Raw genomic sequence first — 19,193 nt, 5'->3', positions numbered from 1 at the left:
GACAGCCCCGGCGAAACGGATTTGGGCGATCGGCGACCGACCGTGTAATGTCTTCATCGCTCGCCCCAATAGCTCAGTCGGTAGAGCGTCTCCATGGTAAGGAGAAGGTCTGCGGTTCGATTCCGCATTGGGGCTCTGATGTCGCGTGATCCTCGCCCTCGGGCGGGGGGATCCGGCATCTGCAGCGGTGTAGCTCAGTCGGTAGAGCAAGCGGCTCATAATCGCTGTGTCACCGGTTCAAGTCCGGTCACCGCTACTGATTTGGTAGCCGATTGTGGGGTCGGACCTTCGATCGGCTACTATTTTTTTGCGTTCATCCGTCCATCCGTCCGTCAAGGAGCACTCACGTGGCTGCCACAGACGTCCGCCCGAAGATCACGCTGGCCTGCGTGGAGTGCAAGGAGCGGAACTACATCACCAAGAAGAACCGGCGTAACGACCCGGACCGTCTTGAGATGAAGAAGCACTGCCCGCGCTGCAACGCGCACACTGCGCACCGCGAAACGCGCTAGACACAGGCTCGTACACGAGGCCGTCCCCGATTTCTGGGGGCGGCCTCGCGTCGTTTACCCATACCTGTTACCCATACCTGCAGGAGGTACCGAGTCCATGGCGCTCGACCAGTCCTTCGTGGGGCGGTCCTACCCGCCCACCGATCCCTATGAGGTCGGCCGGGAGAAGATCCGTGAGTTCGCCGAGGCGGTGGGCGACGCCAACCCCGCGTACACCGACGCGGAGGCCGCCAAGGCGTTCGGACACCCTGATGTGATCGCCCCCCCGACCTTCGTGTTCGCCATCTCGTTCAAGGCCGCGGGCAAGGTCATCGAGGACCCTCAGCTGGGGCTCGACTACAGCCGCGTCGTGCACGGGGACCAGAAGTTCGCGTACACCCGCCCGGTGCGCGCGGGGGACCGGCTGACGGTCACCTCGACCATCGAGGCCATCAAGTCGCTGGCGGGCAACGACATCCTGGACATCCGCGGCGAGGTCCACGACGAGGCCGGCGAGCACGTCGTGACCGCCTGGACCAAGCTCGTCGCGCGTGCGGCGGAGCCCGCGGCAGAGGGAGCGTGACGCGATGACCGCCAAGATTTCGTACGACAGCGTCGAGGTCGGCACCGAGTTGCCGCCCCAGAGCTTCCCTGTGACGCGTGCCACGCTCGTCCGTTACGCGGGCGCTTCCGGTGACTTCAACCCGATCCACTGGAACGAGAAGTTCGCGGTCGAGGTCGGCCTTCCGGACGTCATCGCGCACGGCATGTTCACCATGGCCGAGGCGATCCGCGTCGTGACCGACTGGGTGAGTGACCCGGCCGCCGTCGTCGAGTACGGCGTGCGTTTCACCAAGCCCGTCGTCGTCCCGAACGACGACAAGGGTGCGCTGATCGAGGTCAGCGCGAAGGTCGCCGTGAAGCTCGACGACAACCGGGTCCGGGTGGACCTGACGGCGAAGAGCGCGGACCAGAAGGTCCTCGGCATGTCCCGCGCCGTGGTGCAGCTCGCCTGACGTTCGCAGGTCGCACGTGTCATAGGTCTTACAGGTAAGGGGCGTCCGCTGTGGCGGACGCCCCTTACTCGTGGACGCCCCCTACTTCGATTTCGTGGCTCTTCGTCGCGACCGCTTGACCTAGGTAGTGATTGGCCACTAACTTCATCGCATGGTCAGGATGAGTGCGGAGGAGCGGCGCGAGAGCGTCATCCGGGCGGCGATGATCGAATTCGCCCGCGGTGGGTACAACGGCACGTCCACCGAGGTGATCGCCAAGCGAGTGGGCGTCTCGCAGCCGTATCTGTTCCGGCTCTTCCCGGGGAAGCAGGCCATCTTCCTCGCCGCGTCCGGGCGTTGCTGCCAGGAGGTCACCGAGGTCTTCAGGAAGGCGGCCGAGGGGCTCGAGGCGGAGGAGGCCCTCCACGCCATGGGTGTGGCCTACCAGGCGCTCATCGCCGATGACCCGGACAAGCTCCTCATGCAGATGCAGATGTACGTCGCCGTGGCCTCCGCGGAGGCGTCCGGCGACCGGGAGTTCGGCGCGGCGCTGCGGGCCTCCTGGATGGAGATGTACGACACGGTCCGCCTCGCGCTGGGTGCGGACGTGGATGAGGCGACGCAGTTCCTGGCGTACGGGATGCTGATCAACGTTCTGGTGTCGATGGGGTTCGGTCCCGATCACCGGGTGTGGACCGGGTTCTACGAGTCGGCACAGCCCAAGCAGTGAGTCGCGCGCTCCGGCGCGCGTCAGGGGGGTGCGTACTTTTGCGCCCACAAAAGTTAGTCATCAATAACTAACCACAGGGGAAAGCAATGTCACAGCAGCAGGAGCAACAGCAGAGGCAGCAGAAGAAGCCGGCACGGCGCGGGGAAGCGGCCTGGGCCCTCGCCATCACCAGCGTCGCCGGTTTCATGGCGGCCCTCGACAACCTCGTCGTCACCACCGCCCTGCCCGCCATCCGCGAGGACTTCGGGGGAGCGCTGCACGACCTCGAATGGACGGTGAGCGCCTACACCCTCACCTTCGCCGTGCTGCTGATGTTCGGTGCGGCACTGGGCGACCGCTTCGGACGCCGCAAGCTCTTCATCGTGGGGCTCGCGATCTTCACCGGAGCCTCGGGAGCCGCGGCCCTCGCACCCGGCATCGAGGCACTGATCGCCGCCCGCGCGGTCCAGGGCGTCGGCGCCGCGATCATGATGCCGCTGACGCTGACCCTGCTGACGGCGGCCGTACCGGTGGCCAAGCGCGGGATGGTGTACGGGATCTGGGGCGCGGTGAACGGCCTCGCGGTCGCCAGTGGTCCGCTCGTCGGAGGCAGCCTCACCGAGCACGTGTCCTGGCAGTGGATCTTCTGGCTGAACGTTCCGCTCGGTCTCGCGCTGCTGCCGCTGGCCCGCCTGCGGCTCTCCGAGTCGTACGGCACCGGAGCACCGCTCGACGTCACCGGGACACTGCTGGCCAGCGGTGGCCTCTTCGGCATCGTGTACGCCCTCATCCGCGGCAACATCGACGGCTGGACGAGTGCGACCGTCCTCGTCGGTCTGATCGGCGGCGGCGCGCTCCTGGCCCTCTTCGTGCGGCACGGCATCCGCGCCGAGAACCCGATGCTGCCGATGCGGCTCTTCCGGAGCCGTGCGTTCTCCGCGATCAACGCGGCGAGCCTGCTGATGTTCGTAGGGATGTTCGGTTCGATCTTCCTGCTCAGCCAGTTTCTGCAGATCGTCGTCGGCTACTCGCCCACCGAGGCCGGCCTGCGCATGCTGCCCTGGACCGGTATGCCGATGATCGTCGCGCCCATCGCGGGCTACCTCTCGGACCGGATCGGCGGCCGGATCGTCGTGACGGCGGGCCTCGCGCTCCAGGCCGTCGGCCTCGCCTGGTTCGCGGCTGTCGTCGAGCCCGATGTGTCGTACGCCGCCCAGCTGCCCGCCCTGATCATCAGCGGGATCGGCATGGCGATGTACTTCGCCCCCGCCGCGAGCCTGGTCATGTCCAGCGTCCGCCCCTCCGAGCAGGGCATCGCGTCCGGCGCCAACAACGCCCTGCGTGAGGTCGGCGGCGCCCTCGGCATCGCGATCCTCGCCGCGGTCTTCTCCGCTCAGGGCGGCTACGGGCCCGCCCAGTTCTTCGTGGACGGCCTCGTCCCCGCGCTCTGGATCGGCGCCGCCCTGGTCGCGGTGGGCGCGGTGGCGGCGGCGCTGCTGCCGGGGCGGACCGCGGCCGAGAAGCACGCCGACGCCGCTCCCGCGGTGACCGAGGAGCGCACTACGGCAGGTGTCTGAACCGGCCTCACCCCGCACCGCCTCCACGGTCCGTGGCCCCGCCCGAGCGGCGGGGCCACGGACCGTACTCTTGAGCACGTGCAGGAACTCCACGATGCTCCCCTCGCCCCGCTGACCACCTTCCGGCTCGGCGGTCCCGCGGCCCGTCTGATCACCGCGACGACCGACGCCGAGGTGATCGCCGCCGTCCGCGAAGCCGATGACTCCGGAACCCCGCTGCTGCTCATCGGCGGCGGCTCGAACCTGGTCATCGGGGACAAGGGCTTCGACGGCACCGCTCTGCGCATCGCCACGAAGGGCTTCGAGCTCGACGGCACGCGGCTGGAGCTGGCGGCCGGCGAGGTGTGGACCGACGCGGTGGCCCGCGTCGTGGAGGCCGGTCTCGCGGGCATCGAGTGCCTCGCGGGCATCCCGGGCTCCGCGGGCGCGACGCCGATCCAGAACGTGGGGGCGTACGGCCAGGAGGTCTCGGCGACCATCACCGAAGTGGTCGCGTACGACAGGAGCACCCACGAGACGGTCACCGTCGCGAACGCCGAGTGCGACTTCTCGTACCGACACAGCCGTTTCAAGGCCGAGCCCGACCGCTTCGTCGTGCTGCGTGTCCGCTTCGCCCTTGAGGACGCCCAGGGGATGAGCGCCCCCCTGAAGTACCCCGAGACGGCCCGCACGCTCGGCGTCCAGGCCGGCGACCGGGTGCCCGCGGCCGTCGCCCGTGAGACCGTCCTGAAGCTGCGCGCGGGCAAGGGCATGGTGCTGGACCCCGAGGACCACGACAGCTGGTCGGCCGGGTCCTTCTTCACCAACCCGATCCTCACCGAGGAGGAGTTCACCGCCTTCCACGCGCGCGTTGTGGACCGGCTCGGCCCGGACGTGGCGCCGCCCGCCTTCCCGACGGACGACGGCCGCGTGAAGACCTCCGCCGCCTGGCTCATCGACAAGGCGGGCTTCACCAAGGGCTACGGGGAGGGCCCGGCGCGCATCTCCACCAAGCACACCCTCGCCCTGACCAACCGCGGTGGCGCGACCACGGAGGACCTGCTGGCCCTCGCCCGCGAGGTCGTCGCCGGCGTACGGGACGCCTTCGGGGTCACGCTGGTCAACGAGCCGGTGACGGTGGGCGTCAGCCTCTGAGCCCCGGCGGGCGCGGTCCCTAATAGGCCACGCCCACGCCCTGCTTCACCGTCGTCAGGTCGTCGACCGCCGCCAGCATCGCGTGCGCCACGTCGGCCCTGCCGATGAACCGTCCGCTGGTGGGCGTGCCCCCGACGACCCGGCGGTAGACGCCCGTGGCCGGCTTGTCCTGAAGCCTCGGCGGCCGCACGGACGTCCAGTCCGTCGCGCTGGCCGCCAGCGCCGCCTCCATGGCCCGCAGATCGTCGTACACCGGCTTAAGGATCTTGCTGACCAGGACGCCCGCTATCCGGTCGAGCACGGTCTGGCGCTCGGGAGGGGGCCCCACCGGCGACGCGCTCACCACCACCAGCCTGCGCACTTCCTCGGCCTCCATCGCGTGCAGCACCGAACGCGTGAGCGGCGCCGCGATCCCCGCGTCCGCCCTGCCGTGCGGCCCGAGCCCCGAGAGGACCGCGTCCCGTCCGGCCACCGCCGCCCGCAGGGCCTCCGTATCGGTCAGGTCGGCCCGGAACACCTCAAGGCCCTCGCCCTTCGCCGTGAGCCGCGCGGGGTCACGCACGACTGCCGTGACCTCGTGGCCCGCCGCCAGCGCCTGCCGGACGATTTCCCCGCCGACACCTCCGGTCGCACCGAACACCGTGAGCCTCATCGGACACCCTCCCCAGGTGGGTAAGTATTCACTCACCCCTAGGGTGAGTATCCGCTCACCTCTTCGTCAAGGTTGGTTGGACGGCACATGCAGCAGAAGCCCACCCGGGCCCGCATCCTCGACGCGGCGCACGACCTCATGCTCACCATCGGCCTCGCCCGTGCCACCACCAAGGAGATCGCCAAGGCGGCGGGCTGCTCCGAAGCAGCCCTCTACAAGCACTTCGCGAGCAAGGAGGAGCTGTTCGTGGGCGTCCTCCAGGAGAGGCTGCCCCGGCTCGGCCCCCTCCTGCGCCGCCTCGCGGAGGACCCGGGGGAGCGCCCCGTGGAGGAGAACCTCGCCGAGATCGCCCGCCTGGCCAGCCACTTCTACGCCCAGAGCTTCCCGATCGCCGCGTCCCTGTACGCCGAGACCAGGCTCAAGCGCCGCCACGAAGACTCCATGCAGGAGATGGGCACGGGCCCGCACGTGCCCATCGAGGCCCTCGACGCCTACCTCCGCACCGAACGCGACGCAGGCCGGATCGCCCCCGGCGCCGACACCTTCGCGGCCGCCTCGCTCCTCCTGGGGGCCTGCGCCCAGCGCGCCTTCGCCTACGACTCCACGGTCGGCAAGCAACCCCCGCAGCCCGTCGAGGAGTTCGCCGCCGCCCTCGCCCGCACGCTCCTCGCGGGCATCAGCCGCTGAGCCACTCCTCGATGCCCGAGAGCAGCTTTTCCCGTACGTCTACGGGGGCCGCCGAGCCGCGCACCGACTGCCGGGCGAGCTCGGCAAGCTCGCTGTCGTCGAAGGCGTGGTGCTTGCGCGCGATCTCGTACTGCGCGGCCAGCCGTGACCCGAAGAGCAGCGGGTCGTCGGCCCCCAGTGCCATCGGCACCCCGGCGTCGTACAAGGTGCGCAGCGGTACGTCCTCGGGCTTCTCGTAGACGCCCAGGGCCACGTTCGACGCCGGGCACACCTCGCACGTCACACCCCGGTCGGCGAGCCGCTTCAGGAGCCGCGGGTCCTCCGCCGCCCGCACCCCGTGCCCGATCCGCCCCGCGTGCAGGTCGTCCAGGCAGTCCCGCACCGACGACGGACCGCTCAGCTCACCGCCGTGCGGGGCGGCGAGCAGGCCGCCGTCCCGCGCGATCGCGAAGGCCCGGTCGAAGTCCCGCGCGAAGCCCCGGCGTTCGTCGTTGGAGAGCCCGAAGCCGACGATGCCGCGGTCGGCGTACCGCACCGCGAGGCGGGCCAGCGTGCGGGCGTCCAGAGGGTGCTTCATGCGGTTCGCGGCGACGAGCACGCGCATTCCGAGGCCGGTGTCCCGCGAGGCGCTCTCGACGGCGTCCAGGATGATTTCCAGGGCCGGGATGAGCCCACCGAGCCGCGGCGCGTACGACGTCGGGTCGACCTGGATCTCCAGCCACCCCGACCCGTCCCGGATGTCCTCCTCGGCGGCCTCCCGCACCAGGCGCCGGATGTCGTCGGGCTCCCGCAGGCAGGACCGCGCCATGTCGTAGAGCCGCTGGAAGCGGAACCACCCGCGTTCATCGGTCGCCCGCAGCTGCGGAGGCTCACCGCCGGTCAGCGCCGGGGGCAGCCGCACGCCGTACTTGTCGGCGAGCTCCAGCAGGGTCGTGGGCCGCATCGACCCGGTGAAGTGCAGATGCAGATGGGCCTTGGGCAGCTCTCTTACGTCACGTACACGCTCCATTCCAGGATCTTGCCGTACGCACGTGGCGTCCCGGAAGCCACTTTCCCCCTTCGTGGCCTTCCCCGAACGAAGAAGCGGGCCGCCTCCCGGAGCGGGAGACGGCCCACGTACCAAAACTGGAAGGGCCTAGTCGCGGGCCTCGGCAAGCAGCTTCTGGATGCGCGAGACGCCCTCGACGAGGTCCTCGTCACCCAAGGCGTACGAAAGGCGCAGGTATCCCGGCGTCCCGAAGGCCTCGCCCGGGACGACCGCGACCTCGGCCTCCTCCAGGATCAGCGCGGCGAGCTCCACGGAGTCCTGCGGGCGCTTGCCACGGATCTCCTTGCCGATGAGGCCCTTCACCGAGGGGTACGCGTAGAAGGCGCCCTCCGGCTCGGGGCAGAACACGCCCTCGATGTCGTTCAGCATCCGCACCATCGTCCTGCGGCGCCGGTCGAAGGCCTCGCGCATCTTCTCGACGGCGGTCAGCTCGCCGGAGACGGCCGCGATGGCCGCCACCTGCGCGACGTTGGAGACGTTCGACGTGGCGTGCGACTGCAGGTTCGTCGCGGCCTTCACGACGTCCTTCGGGCCGACGATCCACCCCACGCGCCAGCCGGTCATCGCGTACGTCTTGGCGACGCCGTTGACCACGATGCACTTGTCGCGCAGCTCGGGCAGGATCGCCGGGAGCGAGGTGAACCTCGCGTCTCCGTAGACGAGGTGTTCGTAGATCTCGTCGGTCATCACCCACAGGCCGTGCTCGACGGCCCAGCGGCCGATCGCCTCGGCGTCGGCCTCGCTGTAGACGGCGCCCGTGGGGTTGGACGGCGACACGAAGAGGACGACCTTCGTGCGCTCCGTGCGCGCCGCCTCCAGCTGCTCCACCGAGACGCGGTAGCCCGTGGTCTCGTCGGCGACGACATCGACCGGCACACCGCCCGCGAGACGGATCGACTCCGGGTACGTCGTCCAGTAGGGAGCCGGCACGATGACCTCGTCACCCGGGTCGAGGATCGCGGCGAACGCCTGGTAGATGGCCTGCTTGCCGCCGTTCGTCACCAGTACCTGCGAGGCGTCGACCTCGTACCCGGAATCGCGCAGCGTCTTCGCGGCGATCGCGGCCTTGAGCTCGGGGAGGCCGCCGGCCGGGGTGTAGCGGTGGTACTTCGGGTTCTTGCAGGCCTCGACGGCGGCTTCGACGATGTAGTCGGGCGTCGGGAAGTCGGGCTCACCCGCGCCGAACCCGATCACCGGCCGCCCGGCGGCCTTGAGGGCCTTCGCCTTGGCGTCGACAGCGAGGGTCGCGGACTCGGAGATCGCGCCGATACGGGCGGAGACCCGGCGCTCGGTGGGAGAAGTGGAAGCGCTCATCGCCCCATCGTTCCAGACCGGAAAGACCCTGGGCACGCGGCTTTGCGAGACCGCCGGATCCGTTTCTGTTCGACGGGGCGCCGCAGAGCACGTACACTCACTGCTCGTTGGCCCTCACCGGCCGCACCTTCTCCTCGCACTCTGTGCACCCGGGCGGATGCGGTAGGTTGGGGGAAATCAAAGGGTCGTAGCTCAATTGGTAGAGCACTGGTCTCCAAAACCAGCGGTTGGGGGTTCAAGTCCCTCCGGCCCTGCTACACACTCCTTTCGCCAGGATGTGTGCGCACATGTACGTACTGCATTGCACCGCCGTGCGGCTCATACCGGGCGCGGCACGGCCACGACCCGGAATCAGGTGAGGACGAGTGACGGACGCCGTGGGCTCCATCGACATGCCTGATGCCCAGGACGAGGCGCCGGACTCCAAGAAGAAGGCCCGCAAGGGCGGCAAGCGCGGCAAGAAGGGCCCCTTCGGCCGTCTCGCGCTCTTCTACCGCCAGATCGTCGCGGAACTCCGCAAGGTCGTCTGGCCGACTCGCAGTCAGCTCACGACGTACACCACCGTGGTGATTGTCTTCGTCGTCATCATGATCGGCCTTGTGACCGTGATTGACTATGGGTTCAACCAGGCCGTCAAGTACGTCTTCGGCTGAGCCGATGGCTGAGCCGAGAGCGAAGGGCGCCGTACCCGGCGCCCGTTTCGCGCGTTCCACCCCTCTGTATCCAGGAAGAAGCAGCCACCGTGTCTGACCCGAACCTGAACGACGCCATCGAGTCGGCGGAGTCCGTGGAGGACCAGCTCGACATCGTCGAGGCGGCGGACTCCGAGGACCCGGACCAGGCCGAGGCTGCCGACGCCGCCGCGGGCGCACCCGCCGAAGAGTCGGCGCTGCACGTCGAGACCGACACCGAGTCCGACGACGACGTCGAGGCCGGCGAGGAAGCCGCCGCCGAGTCCGACGAGGACGTCGAGGGCGCCGAGGGCGCCGAGGCTGAGTCCGCGGATGACGCGGAGGCTGCTGAGGCCGAAGAAGAGGCCGAGCCGGTCGACCCGATCGTGGCCCTGCGCGACGAGCTCCGCACCCTGCCCGGCGAGTGGTACGTCATCCACACCTACGCCGGTTACGAGAACCGCGTGAAGACCAACCTCGAGCAGCGTGCCGTCTCGCTGAACGTCGAGGACTTCATCTTCCAGGCCGAGGTGCCGCAGGAAGAGGTCGCGCAGATCAAGAACGGCGAGCGCAAGACCATCCGGCAGAACAAGCTTCCCGGATACGTCCTGGTGCGCATGGACCTGACGAACGAGTCCTGGGGCGTCGTCCGCAACACCCCCGGCGTCACCGGCTTCGTGGGCAACGCCTACGACCCGTACCCCCTGACCCTGGACGAGATCGTCAAGATGCTCGCTCCGGAGGCCGAGGAGAAGGCCGCCCGCGAGGCCGCCGAGGCCGAGGGCAAGCCGGCTCCGTCCCGCAAGGTCGAGGTCCAGGTCCTCGACTTCGAGGTCGGCGACTCGGTCACCGTCACCGACGGCCCGTTCGCGACGCTGCAGGCGACGATCAACGAGATCAACGCCGACTCCAAGAAGGTCAAGGGTCTCGTCGAGATCTTCGGCCGCGAGACCCCGGTCGAGCTCAGCTTCGACCAGATCCAGAAGAACTAGCCCTCGCGGCTCCTCTGGAACATACGCCTCCGACCAGGTCAGACGGGCTGCCAAAGCCTGTCTGACCTGCTCGGTTTTTGGCCGCAGGACGATACCCGTTATCGTGGTGCGGTATGCCTCCATCCGGATGACTGGATGGTGGCTGGAAACTCTCACTAGGACCCGGAGAGAGCAATGCCTCCCAAGAAGAAGAAGGTCACGGGGCTTATCAAGCTCCAGATCCAGGCCGGCGCAGCCAACCCGGCCCCGCCGGTCGGCCCCGCGCTGGGCCAGCACGGCGTCAACATCATGGAGTTCTGCAAGGCCTACAACGCCGCGACCGAGTCGCAGCGTGGCTGGGTGATCCCGGTGGAGATCACGGTCTACGAAGACCGCTCCTTCACCTTCATCACCAAGACTCCGCCGGCCGCCAAGATGATCCTCAAGGCCGCGGGTGTCGAGAAGGGCTCCGGCGAGCCGCACAAGACCAAGGTCGCCAAGATCACCGAGGCGCAGGTCCGCGAGATCGCCACCACCAAGATGGAAGACCTCAACGCCAACGACCTGGACGCCGCGTCGAAGATCATCGCCGGCACCGCCCGTTCCATGGGCATCACGGTCGAGGGCTAAGAGCTTTCCCCGTCTGACCTTTCTCAGTGGTAGGGCCAAGCGCTGGTCCGCACCACGACTCCACACCTGAAACCACCAGGAGCAGAAGTGAAGCGCAGCAAGACTCTCCGCGCTGCGGACGCCAAGATCGACCGGGACAAGCTCTACGCCCCGCTCGAGGCCGTCCGTCTCGCCAAGGAGACCTCCGCGACCAAGTTCGACGGCACCGTCGAGGTCGCCTTCCGCCTGGGTGTCGACCCGCGCAAGGCCGACCAGATGGTCCGTGGCACCGTGAACCTCCCGCACGGCACCGGCAAGACCGCCCGGGTCCTGGTCTTCGCGACCGGTGACCGTGCTGCGGCCGCGGAAGCCGCTGGGGCCGACATCGTCGGCGCCGACGAGCTCATCGACGAGGTCGCGAAGGGCCGCCTGGACTTCGACGCCGTCGTCGCCACCCCGGACCTCATGGGCAAGGTCGGCCGCCTCGGCCGCGTGCTCGGTCCGCGTGGTCTGATGCCGAACCCGAAGACCGGCACCGTCACCCCCGACGTCGTGAAGGCTGTCAACGACATCAAGGGCGGCAAGATCGAGTTCCGCGTCGACAAGCACTCGAACCTGCACTTCATCATCGGCAAGGTCTCCTTCGACGAGACCAAGCTGGTGGAGAACTACGCCGCGGCGCTGGAGGAGATCCTCCGTCTGAAGCCGTCGGCCGCCAAGGGCCGCTACATCAAGAAGGCCGCGCTGGCCACCACGATGGGCCCCGGCATTCCGCTGGACAGCAACCGCACCCGCAACCTCCTCGTCGAGGAGGACCCGGCCGCCGTCTGATTCTGACGGCAGTCGCGTCGCGTACGCGTTCTGTGTGACGGGCCCCGCAACCTTTCGAGGTGCGGGGCCCGTCCTCGTATGCGTGCATGTCCGTCAGAGCTGTCGGTGGACTGCGCTAGCGTGCAGGATTCACACGAGTACAAGGGGTGGGATGTCATGAACAGCACGACCATGCGACGCGCGGGCCTGTCGATCGCGGTGGCCGCCGCGCTGACCGGGGTCGCGGCCTGTGGCTCCTCCGGCGGCGGTGACGGTGACGCGAAGGACAAGAAGAACGGTTCCGTCGCCCTCAGCCCCATAGCTGCCCTGCGCTCCATCGAGGACAAGACCGACGACGCCGACTCGGCCAAGATCGAGGGCAAGACGGTCATGGGCACCCAGATGTCGATGAACATGGACGGCGCCATGGCGTGGTCGGACGGCATCACCGGCAATGTCACCGCGACCCTCACCGGCGGCACCCAGGCCGACCAGATGAAGCAGATGGGCCAGTCGAAGATCGACTACCGCTATCTGAAGACGGGCTTCTACGCGAACATGGGCGACCAGTTCGCCTCGCAGGCCGGCGGCGGCAAGCACTGGATCGAGTACGACTACGAGACGCTGGCCGAGTTGGGCGGCGCTGCCGGTGACGCCTTCAAGGACCAGATGCAGAACACCACCCCGAACCAGTCGGTCAAGATGCTGCTGGCCTCGGGTGACGTGAAGCGTGTGGGCGAGGAGACGGTGCGCGGCACGAAGACGACGCACTACTCCGGCGAGGTCGACGTCGCCGATCTGACGGGCAAGAACGCCGACCTGGACGCGTCCCAACTGGCCGAGCTGAAGAAGCAGTTCAGCCAGGCGGGGATGAGCACCGAGACGATCGACATCTGGGTCAACGACGACGATCTGCTGGTCAAGAAGACCGAGAAGGCCGACATGAAGACCGGTTCCTTCAATCAGACGGTCTACTACAGCGACTACGGCACCCCGGTCTCCGTGGAGAAGCCCGCGGCCTCGGACACCATGAGCTTCAAGGACCTCATGAACCAGCAGCCGCAGGCCTGATCTCGCCCTTCGGGTAGTCTCACCACACAGAATTGTGTCGATCATGTGTTCCTAGGGGTGGGGTCATGACTGTGAAGAGAATGGCGGGCGCCGTGCTCGCCACCACGCTGCTTTGTACGGGTGCGGTGGCTTGCGGCGGCTCCGACAAGGACGGCAAGGCGAGCGGGGCGGGCTCGGGGGAGACCCAGTCCCGGTCGCAGGTGACCGAGGTCATCACGGCGGCGTACGAGAAGACCTCGAAGGCCAAGTCGGCCAAGGTCGAGATGACGATGTCGGCGCCGAAGTCGATGGCCGGCGCGTCCGGGGACATGAAGATGTCCGGCGTGATGGGCTGGGACCCGACCGTCATGGACATGACGATGTCGGGCTCGGCGCTCACGGAAGGCGACCCGGAGGCTCCGAAGGAGATCCGGATGCGCTGGCTCGACAACGTGATGTACATGGACATGGGGGCTGTCGCCGCCAAGGACATGGACGGCAAGCGGTGGATGAAGATGGACCTCAACACCATCGCCGAGCAGGCCGGTGACGAGAAGCTCGCGAAGCAGATGACCGGCGGCCTGGACAGCATGAACCAGGACCCGGCGCAGCAGCTCGCGATGCTCCTGGACTCGCCGAACCTGAAGCACGCCGGCCCGGCCAAGGTCGACGGCGTGCAGACCCAGCGTTACAAGGGCCGTCTCTCCGTCAAGGAGATGATGGAGTCGAACAAGGGCCTGAGCGACCTGCTCAGCAAGAGCGAGCGCGACGAGCTCTTCAAGGGCATCGAGAAGTCGGGCATCAAGGGTTACGACACCGAGGTCTGGGTCAATGAGGACGACTATCCCGTTCGCATGGACATCGACATCAAGAGCCCCGAGGGCACGATGAAGACCTCGCAGAAGTTCTCGGACTACGGGGCCACCGCCAAGGTGTCCGCTCCGCCGGCCGGCGAGACCTTCGACCTGATGGAGATGTTCAAGGAGCTCGAGAAGAGCGGTGCGGACATGGGCTCGGACAGCGGACTCTGAGCCGATTTGCTTGACGCGAACCCGTTCGCGTACTCTTCCACAGAAGCCAAAGACCGCTGGTCGTTGCCGTGTGCTCGCAAGAGTGTGCGGTGGCCGAAGGATCCGCTGAAACTGCGGACGACCCGCGTAGGTGACTGTGGAAGTGAGTGCTCCCGGACGGTGTTCCGTCAGGTCGAGCTCATGCCCCGGCGCCTGCGCCGGGGCGTTTTGTTTTGTCAGCCCCTTCTGAGCGGTCCTCATCACCCGGAAGGAGGCCGACGCTCTATGCCGACGCCCGACAAGGCTGCCGCGGTAGCCGAGCTCACGGACAAGTTCCGCAGCTCGAACGCCGCCGTGCTGACCGAGTACCGGGGTCTCACCGTGGCCCAGCTCAAGCAGCTGCGCCGTTCGCTCGGTGAGAACTCCGAGTACGCCGTGGTGAAGAACACGCTGACCAAGATCGCGGCCAACCAGGCCGGGATCAACCAGCTGGACGACCTGTTCGCGGGTCCGACCGCTGTTGCCTTCGTCACCGGTGACCCGGTGGAGTCGGCGAAGGGTCTTCGTGACTTCGCCAAGGACAACCCCAACCTCGTCATCAAGGGCGGTGTCCTTGACGGCAAGGCGCTGTCCGCCGACGAGATCAAGAAGCTCGCGGACCTCGAGTCCCGCGAGGTTCTGCTCGCCAAGCTGGCCGGTGCCATGAAGGGCAAGCAGACGCAGACTGCGCAGCTCTTCCAGGCTCTGCCGTCGAAGTTCGTCCGCACCGCGGAAGCGCTTCGCGCCAAGAAGGCCGAGCAGGGCGGTGCCGAGTAATTCGGCTCGCGCATTGATCGCCGCCCGCTAGGGCGACGGTCGCAGCGGGCCAAACGTACGCCCGCCTTCATATACACCCGGCACCAGCCGAATTAGTGGAAGGATCGCCCATCATGGCGAAGCTCAGCCAGGAAGACCTGCTTGCCCAGTTCGAGGAGCTCACCCTCATCGAGCTCTCCGAGTTCGTGAAGGCCTTCGAGGAGAAGTTCGACGTCACCGCCGCCGCGGCCGTCGCCGCTGCCCCGGCCGGCCCGGCCGCCGCCGCCGAGGTTGCCGAGGAGCAGGACGAGTTCGACGTCATCCTCACCGGCGCCGGCGAGAAGAAGATCCAGGTCATCAAGGTCGTGCGTGAGCTCACCTCGCTGGGTCTCAAGGAGGCCAAGGACCTCGTCGACGGCACCCCGAAGCCGGTCCTCGAGAAGGTCGCCAAGGAGGCCGCCGAGAAGGCTGCCGAGTCCCTCAAGGCCGCCGGCGCCTCCGTCGAGGTCAAGTAACACCTCGCGAGTCGTCTGCCGCGCGCCTGCGGGCGCGTAGGCGGCAGGACTTTTTGGCGCTGCTTCCGGCAGCGCACGTCAAGGGCGATCACCCATCTGGGTGGTCGCCCTTCGGCGTTCTCCGGCGCACCCCACGGCTGCCTTGCGAAGCCCGCCCCGACGAGTATGGTGATCTTCGTCGTGCCCCGGAACGGCCGTGACGGTGACGAGCTGAGAGCCAAGTCGGGGCAGGGGGGCCTTGACGAACTGCACGCAGCGCGCAATTCTCAGGACGCGTCGTCACATCGATCCGCATCCGAGGCATGGATCGACGGCGAAGAGGGCAGTATCGATGTGCATCGAGGGCGTGGCTTGCAGCAGGGGTTGAGAACAACGAGGGTCTTCAAAAACCCGCACTGGACATCAGTGGGCCTAGTGGCTACACTGACCCTTTGCGCTGCCTGTTAGCTGCCTCCTGCCCGTCACCAGGGGCATGCCCATGCTTGAGCACAGTGGACTGGACTTTCCCTGACCTGGGTTGTTCCGTCCCTGCGTCCAACCTGGGACCGGTACGCGCGTAGTGAGTCCGAGCCCTCGGAAGGACCCCCTCTTGGCCGCCTCGCGCACTGCCTCGACCGCGAATACGAACAACGGCGCAAGCACCGCCCCGCTGCGCATTTCCTTTGCAAAGATCAGGGAGCCCCTCGAGGTTCCGAACCTTCTTGCGCTGCAGACCGAGAGCTTTGACTGGCTGCTCGGGAACGAAGCGTGGAAGGGTCGAGTCGAGGCGGCTCTCGACAGTGGACAGGACGTCCCCACCAAGTCCGGTCTGGAGGAGATCTTCGAGGAGATCTCTCCCATCGAGGACTTCTCCGGGTCGATGTCCCTGACGTTCCGCGACCACCGTTTTGAGCCTCCGAAGAACTCGATCGACGAGTGCAAGGAGCGCGACTTCACGTTCGCCGCCCCGCTCTTCGTCACCGCCGAGTTCACCAACAACGAGACCGGCGAGATCAAGTCCCAGACGGTCTTCATGGGCGATTTCCCGCTCATGACGAACAAGGGCACCTTCGTCATCAACGGCACCGAGCGTGTCGTCGTGTCGCAGCTGGTCCGTTCGCCGGGTGTCTACTTCGATTCCTCGATCGACAAGACGTCCGACAAGGACATCTTCTCCGCCAAGATCATCCCGTCCCGGGGTGCCTGGCTGGAGATGGAGATCGACAAGCGCGACATGGTCGGTGTACGCATCGACCGCAAGCGCAAGCAGTCGGTCACCGTTCTGCTCAAGGCTCTCGGTTGGACGACCGAGCAGATCCTCGAGGAGTTCGGCGAGTACGAGTCCATGCGCGCCACCCTGGAGAAGGACCACACCCAGGGCCAGGACGACGCGCTGCTCGACATCTACCGCAAGCTCCGTCCGGGCGAGCCGCCGACCCGTGAGGCCGCTCAGACCCTGCTTGAGAACCTCTACTTCAACCCCAAGCGCTACGACCTCGCGAAGGTCGGCCGCTACAAGGTGAACAAGAAGCTGGGTGCGGACGCTCCGCTCGACGCGGGCATCCTCACGGTCGAGGACATCATCGCCTCGATCAAGTACCTGGTGAAGCTGCACGCCGGTGAGACCGAGACCGTTGGCGACAGCGGTACGTCGATCGTCGTCGAGACCGACGACATCGACCACTTCGGCAACCGTCGTCTGCGCAACGTCGGCGAGCTCATCCAGAACCAGGTCCGCACGGGTCTGGCTCGTATGGAGCGCGTCGTGCGTGAGCGCATGACGACCCAGGACGTCGAGGCGATCACGCCGCAGACCCTGATCAACATTCGCCCGGTCGTGGCGTCGATCAAGGAATTCTTCGGCACCTCGCAGCTGTCGCAGTTCATGGACCAGAACAACCCGCTGTCGGGTCTCACCCACAAGCGCCGTCTGTCGGCGCTTGGCCCGGGTGGTCTCTCCCGTGAGCGGGCCGGCTTCGAGGTCCGTGACGTTCACCCGTCCCACTACGGCCGCATGTGCCCGATCGAGACGCCTGAAGGCCCCAACATCGGTCTGATCGGTTCGCTCGCCTCGTACGGCCGCGTCAACGCGTTCGGCTTCGTCGAGACGCCGTACCGCAAGGTCGTCGAGGGCGTCGTCACCGACGACGTCGACTACCTGACGGCCGACGAAGAGGACCGCTTCGTCATCGCCCAGGCCAACGCCGTGCTCGGTGAGGACATGCGCTTCACCGAGGCGCGCGTCCTCGTCCGCCGTCGTGGCGGCGAGATCGACTACATCCCCGGCGACGACGTCGACTACATGGACGTCTCGCCGCGCCAGATGGTGTCGGTCGCGACCGCGATGATCCCGTTCCTCGAGCACGACGACGCCAACCGTGCCCTCATGGGCGCGAACATGATGCGTCAGGCCGTGCCGCTGATCACCGCCGAGGCTCCCCTCGTCGGCACCGGCATGGAGTACCGCTGCGCGGTCGACGCCGGTGACGTGATCAAGGCCGAGAAGGCCGGTGTGGTCCAGGAAGTCTCCGCGGACTACGTCACGGTCACGAACGACGACGGCACGTACACCACGTACCGCATCGCCAAGTTCTCGCGCTCGAACCAGGGCACCTCGGTCAACCAGAAGGTTGTCGTCGACGAGGGCGCCCGGGTCATCGAGGGTCAGGTCCTCGCCGACGGTCCCGCGACCGAAGAGGGCGAAATGGCCCTCGGCAAGAACCTGCTCGTGGCGTTCATGCCCTGGGAAGGTCACAACTACGAGGACGCGATCATCCTGTCGCAGCGCCTCGTGCAGGACGACGTCCTCTCCTCGATCCACATCGAGGAGCACGAGGTCGACGCCCGTGACACCAAGCTGGGCCCGGAGGAGATCACCCGGGACATCCCGAACGTCTCCGAAGAGGTCCTCGCCGACCTCGACGAGCGCGGCATCATCCGTATCGGTGCCGAGGTCGTCGCCGGCGACATCCTCGTCGGCAAGGTCACGCCCAAGGGCGAGACCGAGCTGACCCCCGAGGAGCGCCTGCTCCGCGCGATCTTCGGTGAGAAGGCGCGCGAGGTGCGCGACACCTCGCTGAAGGTGCCGCACGGTGAGATCGGCAAGGTCATCGGCGTACGCGTCTTCGACCGTGAAGAGGGCGACGAGCTGCCGCCGGGCGTGAACCAGCTGGTTCGTGTCTACGTGGCGCAGAAGCGCAAGATCACGGACGGTGACAAGCTCGCCGGTCGTCACGGCAACAAGGGCGTCATCTCCAAGATCCTTCCGATCGAGGACATGCCCTTCCTTGAGGACGGCACGCCGGTCGACATCATCCTCAACCCGCTGGGTGTCCCGTCCCGAATGAACCCGGGTCAGGTCCTGGAGATCCACCTCGGCTGGCTCGCCAGCCAGGGCTGGGACGTCTCCGGTCTCAGCGAGGAGTGGGCGCAGAGCCTGCAGCGCATCGGCGCCGACCAGGTCGCCCCGCGGACGAACGTCGCGACCCCGGTCTTCGACGGCGCCCGCGAGGACGAGCTGACCGGCCTCCTCGAGCACACCGTCCCGAACCGCGACGGCGACCGCATGGTCCTGCCGTCCGGCAAGGCGCGGCTGTTCGACGGTCGCTCCGGCGAGCCGTTCCCGGACCCGATCTCGATCGGGTACATGTACATCCTCAAGCTGCACCACCTGGTCGACGACAAGCTCCACGCCCGTTCGACCGGTCCGTACTCCATGATCACCCAGCAGCCGCTGGGTGGTAAGGCTCAGTTCGGTGGTCAGCGCTTCGGTGAGATGGAGGTGTGGGCGCTCGAGGCTTATGGCGCCGCATACGCCCTCCAGGAGCTGCTGACGATCAAGTCCGACGACGTGACCGGCCGCGTGAAGGTCTACGAGGCCATCGTCAAGGGCGAGAACATCCCCGAGCCCGGCATTCCCGAGTCCTTCAAGGTGCTCATCAAGGAAATGCAGTCGCTCTGCCTCAACGTGGAGGTGCTGTCCTCGGACGGCATGTCCATCGAGATGCGCGACACCGACGAGGACGTCTTCCGCGCGGCGGAGGAGCTCGGTATCGACCTGTCCCGGCGCGAGCCGAGCAGCGTCGAAGAGGTCTGACGGGTTGGCCGGCCGGACCTCGTGTCCGGCCGGCTCTCCCCGGACCCGTTCAGACCATGATTGAGACTCGACCCCGAAAG

The 19,193-nt window shown here is 67.4% G+C and carries 19 protein-coding genes and 3 tRNA genes; 19 read left to right on the top strand and 3 right to left on the bottom strand.

Annotated elements, in window-relative coordinates:
• Positions 1 to 62: 62 nt before the first annotated feature.
• The 8 genes from AB0I66_RS38445 to AB0I66_RS38410 all read left to right on the top strand — a co-directional run bounded on the left by AB0I66_RS38445 (position 63) and on the right by AB0I66_RS38410 (position 4,906).
• Positions 63 to 135 (top strand) — tRNA-Thr (locus AB0I66_RS38445).
• Between the two features lie 48 nt (positions 136 to 183).
• Positions 184 to 256, top strand: a tRNA-Met gene (locus AB0I66_RS38440).
• A gap of 91 nt (positions 257 to 347) precedes the next feature.
• Positions 348 to 512, top strand: coding sequence for a 50S ribosomal protein L33 (rpmG, locus tag AB0I66_RS38435; RefSeq protein WP_004571794.1), 165 nt, complete (start codon positions 348 to 350; stop codon positions 510 to 512).
• 97 nt (positions 513 to 609) lie between these two features.
• Complete coding sequence (locus tag AB0I66_RS38430) at positions 610 to 1,074, top strand: MaoC family dehydratase N-terminal domain-containing protein (protein WP_363212709.1); 465 nt, start codon at positions 610 to 612, stop codon at positions 1,072 to 1,074.
• A gap of 4 nt (positions 1,075 to 1,078) precedes the next feature.
• On the top strand, positions 1,079 to 1,507 hold the full coding sequence (locus AB0I66_RS38425) for a MaoC family dehydratase (RefSeq protein ID WP_363212708.1): 429 nt from the start codon (positions 1,079 to 1,081) through the stop codon (positions 1,505 to 1,507).
• Between the two features lie 151 nt (positions 1,508 to 1,658).
• Positions 1,659 to 2,216, top strand: a complete 558-nt coding sequence (locus AB0I66_RS38420; protein ID WP_363212707.1) for a TetR/AcrR family transcriptional regulator — start codon at positions 1,659 to 1,661, stop codon at positions 2,214 to 2,216.
• Positions 2,217 to 2,302: 86 nt separating this feature from the next.
• Positions 2,303 to 3,772, top strand: coding sequence for a DHA2 family efflux MFS transporter permease subunit (locus AB0I66_RS38415; RefSeq protein ID WP_363212706.1), 1,470 nt, complete (start codon positions 2,303 to 2,305; stop codon positions 3,770 to 3,772).
• A gap of 78 nt (positions 3,773 to 3,850) precedes the next feature.
• A complete protein-coding gene (locus tag AB0I66_RS38410; protein WP_363212705.1) occupies positions 3,851 to 4,906 on the top strand; it encodes a UDP-N-acetylmuramate dehydrogenase in 1,056 nt (351 codons plus the stop codon).
• 19 nt (positions 4,907 to 4,925) lie between these two features.
• Here AB0I66_RS38410 and AB0I66_RS38405 read toward each other — a convergent pair whose 3' ends face one another.
• Entirely contained in the window at positions 4,926 to 5,558 is a 633-nt protein-coding gene (locus tag AB0I66_RS38405; RefSeq protein ID WP_363212704.1) for an NAD(P)H-binding protein, read from the bottom strand.
• An 87-nt stretch (positions 5,559 to 5,645) separates the two neighbouring features.
• Here AB0I66_RS38405 and AB0I66_RS38400 point away from each other — a divergent pair, with 87 nt between their 5' ends.
• On the top strand, positions 5,646 to 6,245 hold the full coding sequence (locus tag AB0I66_RS38400) for a TetR/AcrR family transcriptional regulator (protein ID WP_363212702.1): 600 nt from the start codon (positions 5,646 to 5,648) through the stop codon (positions 6,243 to 6,245).
• Here the strand turns inward: AB0I66_RS38400 and AB0I66_RS38395 are convergent.
• Together AB0I66_RS38395 and AB0I66_RS38390 are read right to left on the bottom strand one after the other, a co-directional pair.
• On the bottom strand, positions 6,235 to 7,254 hold the full coding sequence (locus AB0I66_RS38395) for an adenosine deaminase (RefSeq protein WP_363212701.1): 1,020 nt from the start codon (positions 7,252 to 7,254) through the stop codon (positions 6,235 to 6,237). The two genes, AB0I66_RS38400 and AB0I66_RS38395, sit on opposite strands and share 11 nt — an antisense overlap.
• A 126-nt stretch (positions 7,255 to 7,380) precedes the next feature.
• The gene (locus AB0I66_RS38390; RefSeq protein ID WP_363212700.1) at positions 7,381 to 8,607 is read right to left on the bottom strand and encodes a pyridoxal phosphate-dependent aminotransferase; all 1,227 of its coding nucleotides are present in this window, start codon (positions 8,605 to 8,607) and stop codon (positions 7,381 to 7,383) included.
• Between the two features lie 181 nt (positions 8,608 to 8,788).
• On the opposite strand from AB0I66_RS38390, the gene AB0I66_RS38385 reads away from it, so the two are divergent.
• The 10 genes from AB0I66_RS38385 (at position 8,789) to rpoB (ending at position 19,113) form a co-directional block, all read left to right on the top strand.
• Positions 8,789 to 8,861 (top strand) — tRNA-Trp (locus tag AB0I66_RS38385).
• A 111-nt stretch (positions 8,862 to 8,972) separates the two neighbouring features.
• The gene (gene secE, locus AB0I66_RS38380; RefSeq protein ID WP_160506639.1) at positions 8,973 to 9,260 is read left to right on the top strand and encodes a preprotein translocase subunit SecE; all 288 of its coding nucleotides are present in this window, start codon (positions 8,973 to 8,975) and stop codon (positions 9,258 to 9,260) included.
• 89 nt (positions 9,261 to 9,349) lie between these two features.
• On the top strand, positions 9,350 to 10,270 hold the full coding sequence (gene nusG / locus AB0I66_RS38375) for a transcription termination/antitermination protein NusG (RefSeq protein WP_363212699.1): 921 nt from the start codon (positions 9,350 to 9,352) through the stop codon (positions 10,268 to 10,270).
• 174 nt (positions 10,271 to 10,444) lie between these two features.
• Positions 10,445 to 10,879 (top strand): 50S ribosomal protein L11, encoded by a 435-nt coding sequence (gene rplK / locus AB0I66_RS38370; protein WP_355803871.1) that lies wholly within the window; start codon positions 10,445 to 10,447, stop codon positions 10,877 to 10,879.
• Between the two features lie 87 nt (positions 10,880 to 10,966).
• Positions 10,967 to 11,689, top strand: coding sequence for a 50S ribosomal protein L1 (rplA, locus tag AB0I66_RS38365; RefSeq protein WP_363212698.1), 723 nt, complete (start codon positions 10,967 to 10,969; stop codon positions 11,687 to 11,689).
• Positions 11,690 to 11,845: 156 nt separating this feature from the next.
• Complete coding sequence (locus AB0I66_RS38360) at positions 11,846 to 12,739, top strand: hypothetical protein (RefSeq protein ID WP_363212697.1); 894 nt, start codon at positions 11,846 to 11,848, stop codon at positions 12,737 to 12,739.
• 65 nt (positions 12,740 to 12,804) lie between these two features.
• Positions 12,805 to 13,749: a hypothetical protein gene (locus tag AB0I66_RS38355; RefSeq protein ID WP_363212696.1), complete on the top strand. Its 945-nt coding sequence runs from the start codon at positions 12,805 to 12,807 to the stop codon at positions 13,747 to 13,749.
• Positions 13,750 to 14,013: 264 nt separating this feature from the next.
• On the top strand, positions 14,014 to 14,544 hold the full coding sequence (rplJ, locus tag AB0I66_RS38350) for a 50S ribosomal protein L10 (RefSeq protein WP_363212695.1): 531 nt from the start codon (positions 14,014 to 14,016) through the stop codon (positions 14,542 to 14,544).
• 113 nt (positions 14,545 to 14,657) lie between these two features.
• Complete coding sequence (rplL, locus tag AB0I66_RS38345) at positions 14,658 to 15,038, top strand: 50S ribosomal protein L7/L12 (protein WP_160506646.1); 381 nt, start codon at positions 14,658 to 14,660, stop codon at positions 15,036 to 15,038.
• 589 nt (positions 15,039 to 15,627) lie between these two features.
• Positions 15,628 to 19,113 (top strand): DNA-directed RNA polymerase subunit beta, encoded by a 3,486-nt coding sequence (gene rpoB / locus AB0I66_RS38340; protein WP_363212694.1) that lies wholly within the window; start codon positions 15,628 to 15,630, stop codon positions 19,111 to 19,113.
• The last annotated feature ends 80 nt before the right edge of the window (positions 19,114 to 19,193 follow it).

Source organism: Streptomyces sp. NPDC050439, assembly GCF_040655335.1.
GTDB lineage: Bacteria > Actinomycetota > Actinomycetes > Streptomycetales > Streptomycetaceae > Streptomyces.
The sequence above is the reverse complement of the archived record's forward strand: the minus strand, read 5'-3'. Positions and strand labels throughout refer to the sequence as shown.

Bases quoted from the DNA above. Each gene is read 5' to 3' on its own strand.
- AB0I66_RS38430 (WP_363212709.1), top strand. From the start codon at position 610: ATGGCGCTCGACCAGTCCTTCGTGGGGCGGTCCTACCCGCCCACCGAT.
- AB0I66_RS38425 (WP_363212708.1), top strand. From the start codon at position 1,079: ATGACCGCCAAGATTTCGTACGACAGCGTCGAGGTCGGCACCGAGTTG.
- AB0I66_RS38420 (WP_363212707.1), top strand. From the start codon at position 1,659: ATGGTCAGGATGAGTGCGGAGGAGCGGCGCGAGAGCGTCATCCGGGCG.
- AB0I66_RS38415 (WP_363212706.1), top strand. From the start codon at position 2,303: ATGTCACAGCAGCAGGAGCAACAGCAGAGGCAGCAGAAGAAGCCGGCA.
- AB0I66_RS38405 (WP_363212704.1), bottom strand. From the start codon at position 5,558: ATGAGGCTCACGGTGTTCGGTGCGACCGGAGGTGTCGGCGGGGAAATC.
- AB0I66_RS38400 (WP_363212702.1), top strand. From the start codon at position 5,646: ATGCAGCAGAAGCCCACCCGGGCCCGCATCCTCGACGCGGCGCACGAC.
- AB0I66_RS38395 (WP_363212701.1), bottom strand. From the start codon at position 7,254: ATGGAGCGTGTACGTGACGTAAGAGAGCTGCCCAAGGCCCATCTGCAT.
- AB0I66_RS38390 (WP_363212700.1), bottom strand. From the start codon at position 8,607: ATGAGCGCTTCCACTTCTCCCACCGAGCGCCGGGTCTCCGCCCGTATC.
- rplK (WP_355803871.1), top strand. From the start codon at position 10,445: ATGCCTCCCAAGAAGAAGAAGGTCACGGGGCTTATCAAGCTCCAGATC.
- AB0I66_RS38360 (WP_363212697.1), top strand. From the start codon at position 11,846: ATGAACAGCACGACCATGCGACGCGCGGGCCTGTCGATCGCGGTGGCC.
- AB0I66_RS38355 (WP_363212696.1), top strand. From the start codon at position 12,805: ATGACTGTGAAGAGAATGGCGGGCGCCGTGCTCGCCACCACGCTGCTT.
- rplJ (WP_363212695.1), top strand. From the start codon at position 14,014: ATGCCGACGCCCGACAAGGCTGCCGCGGTAGCCGAGCTCACGGACAAG.
- rplL (WP_160506646.1), top strand. From the start codon at position 14,658: ATGGCGAAGCTCAGCCAGGAAGACCTGCTTGCCCAGTTCGAGGAGCTC.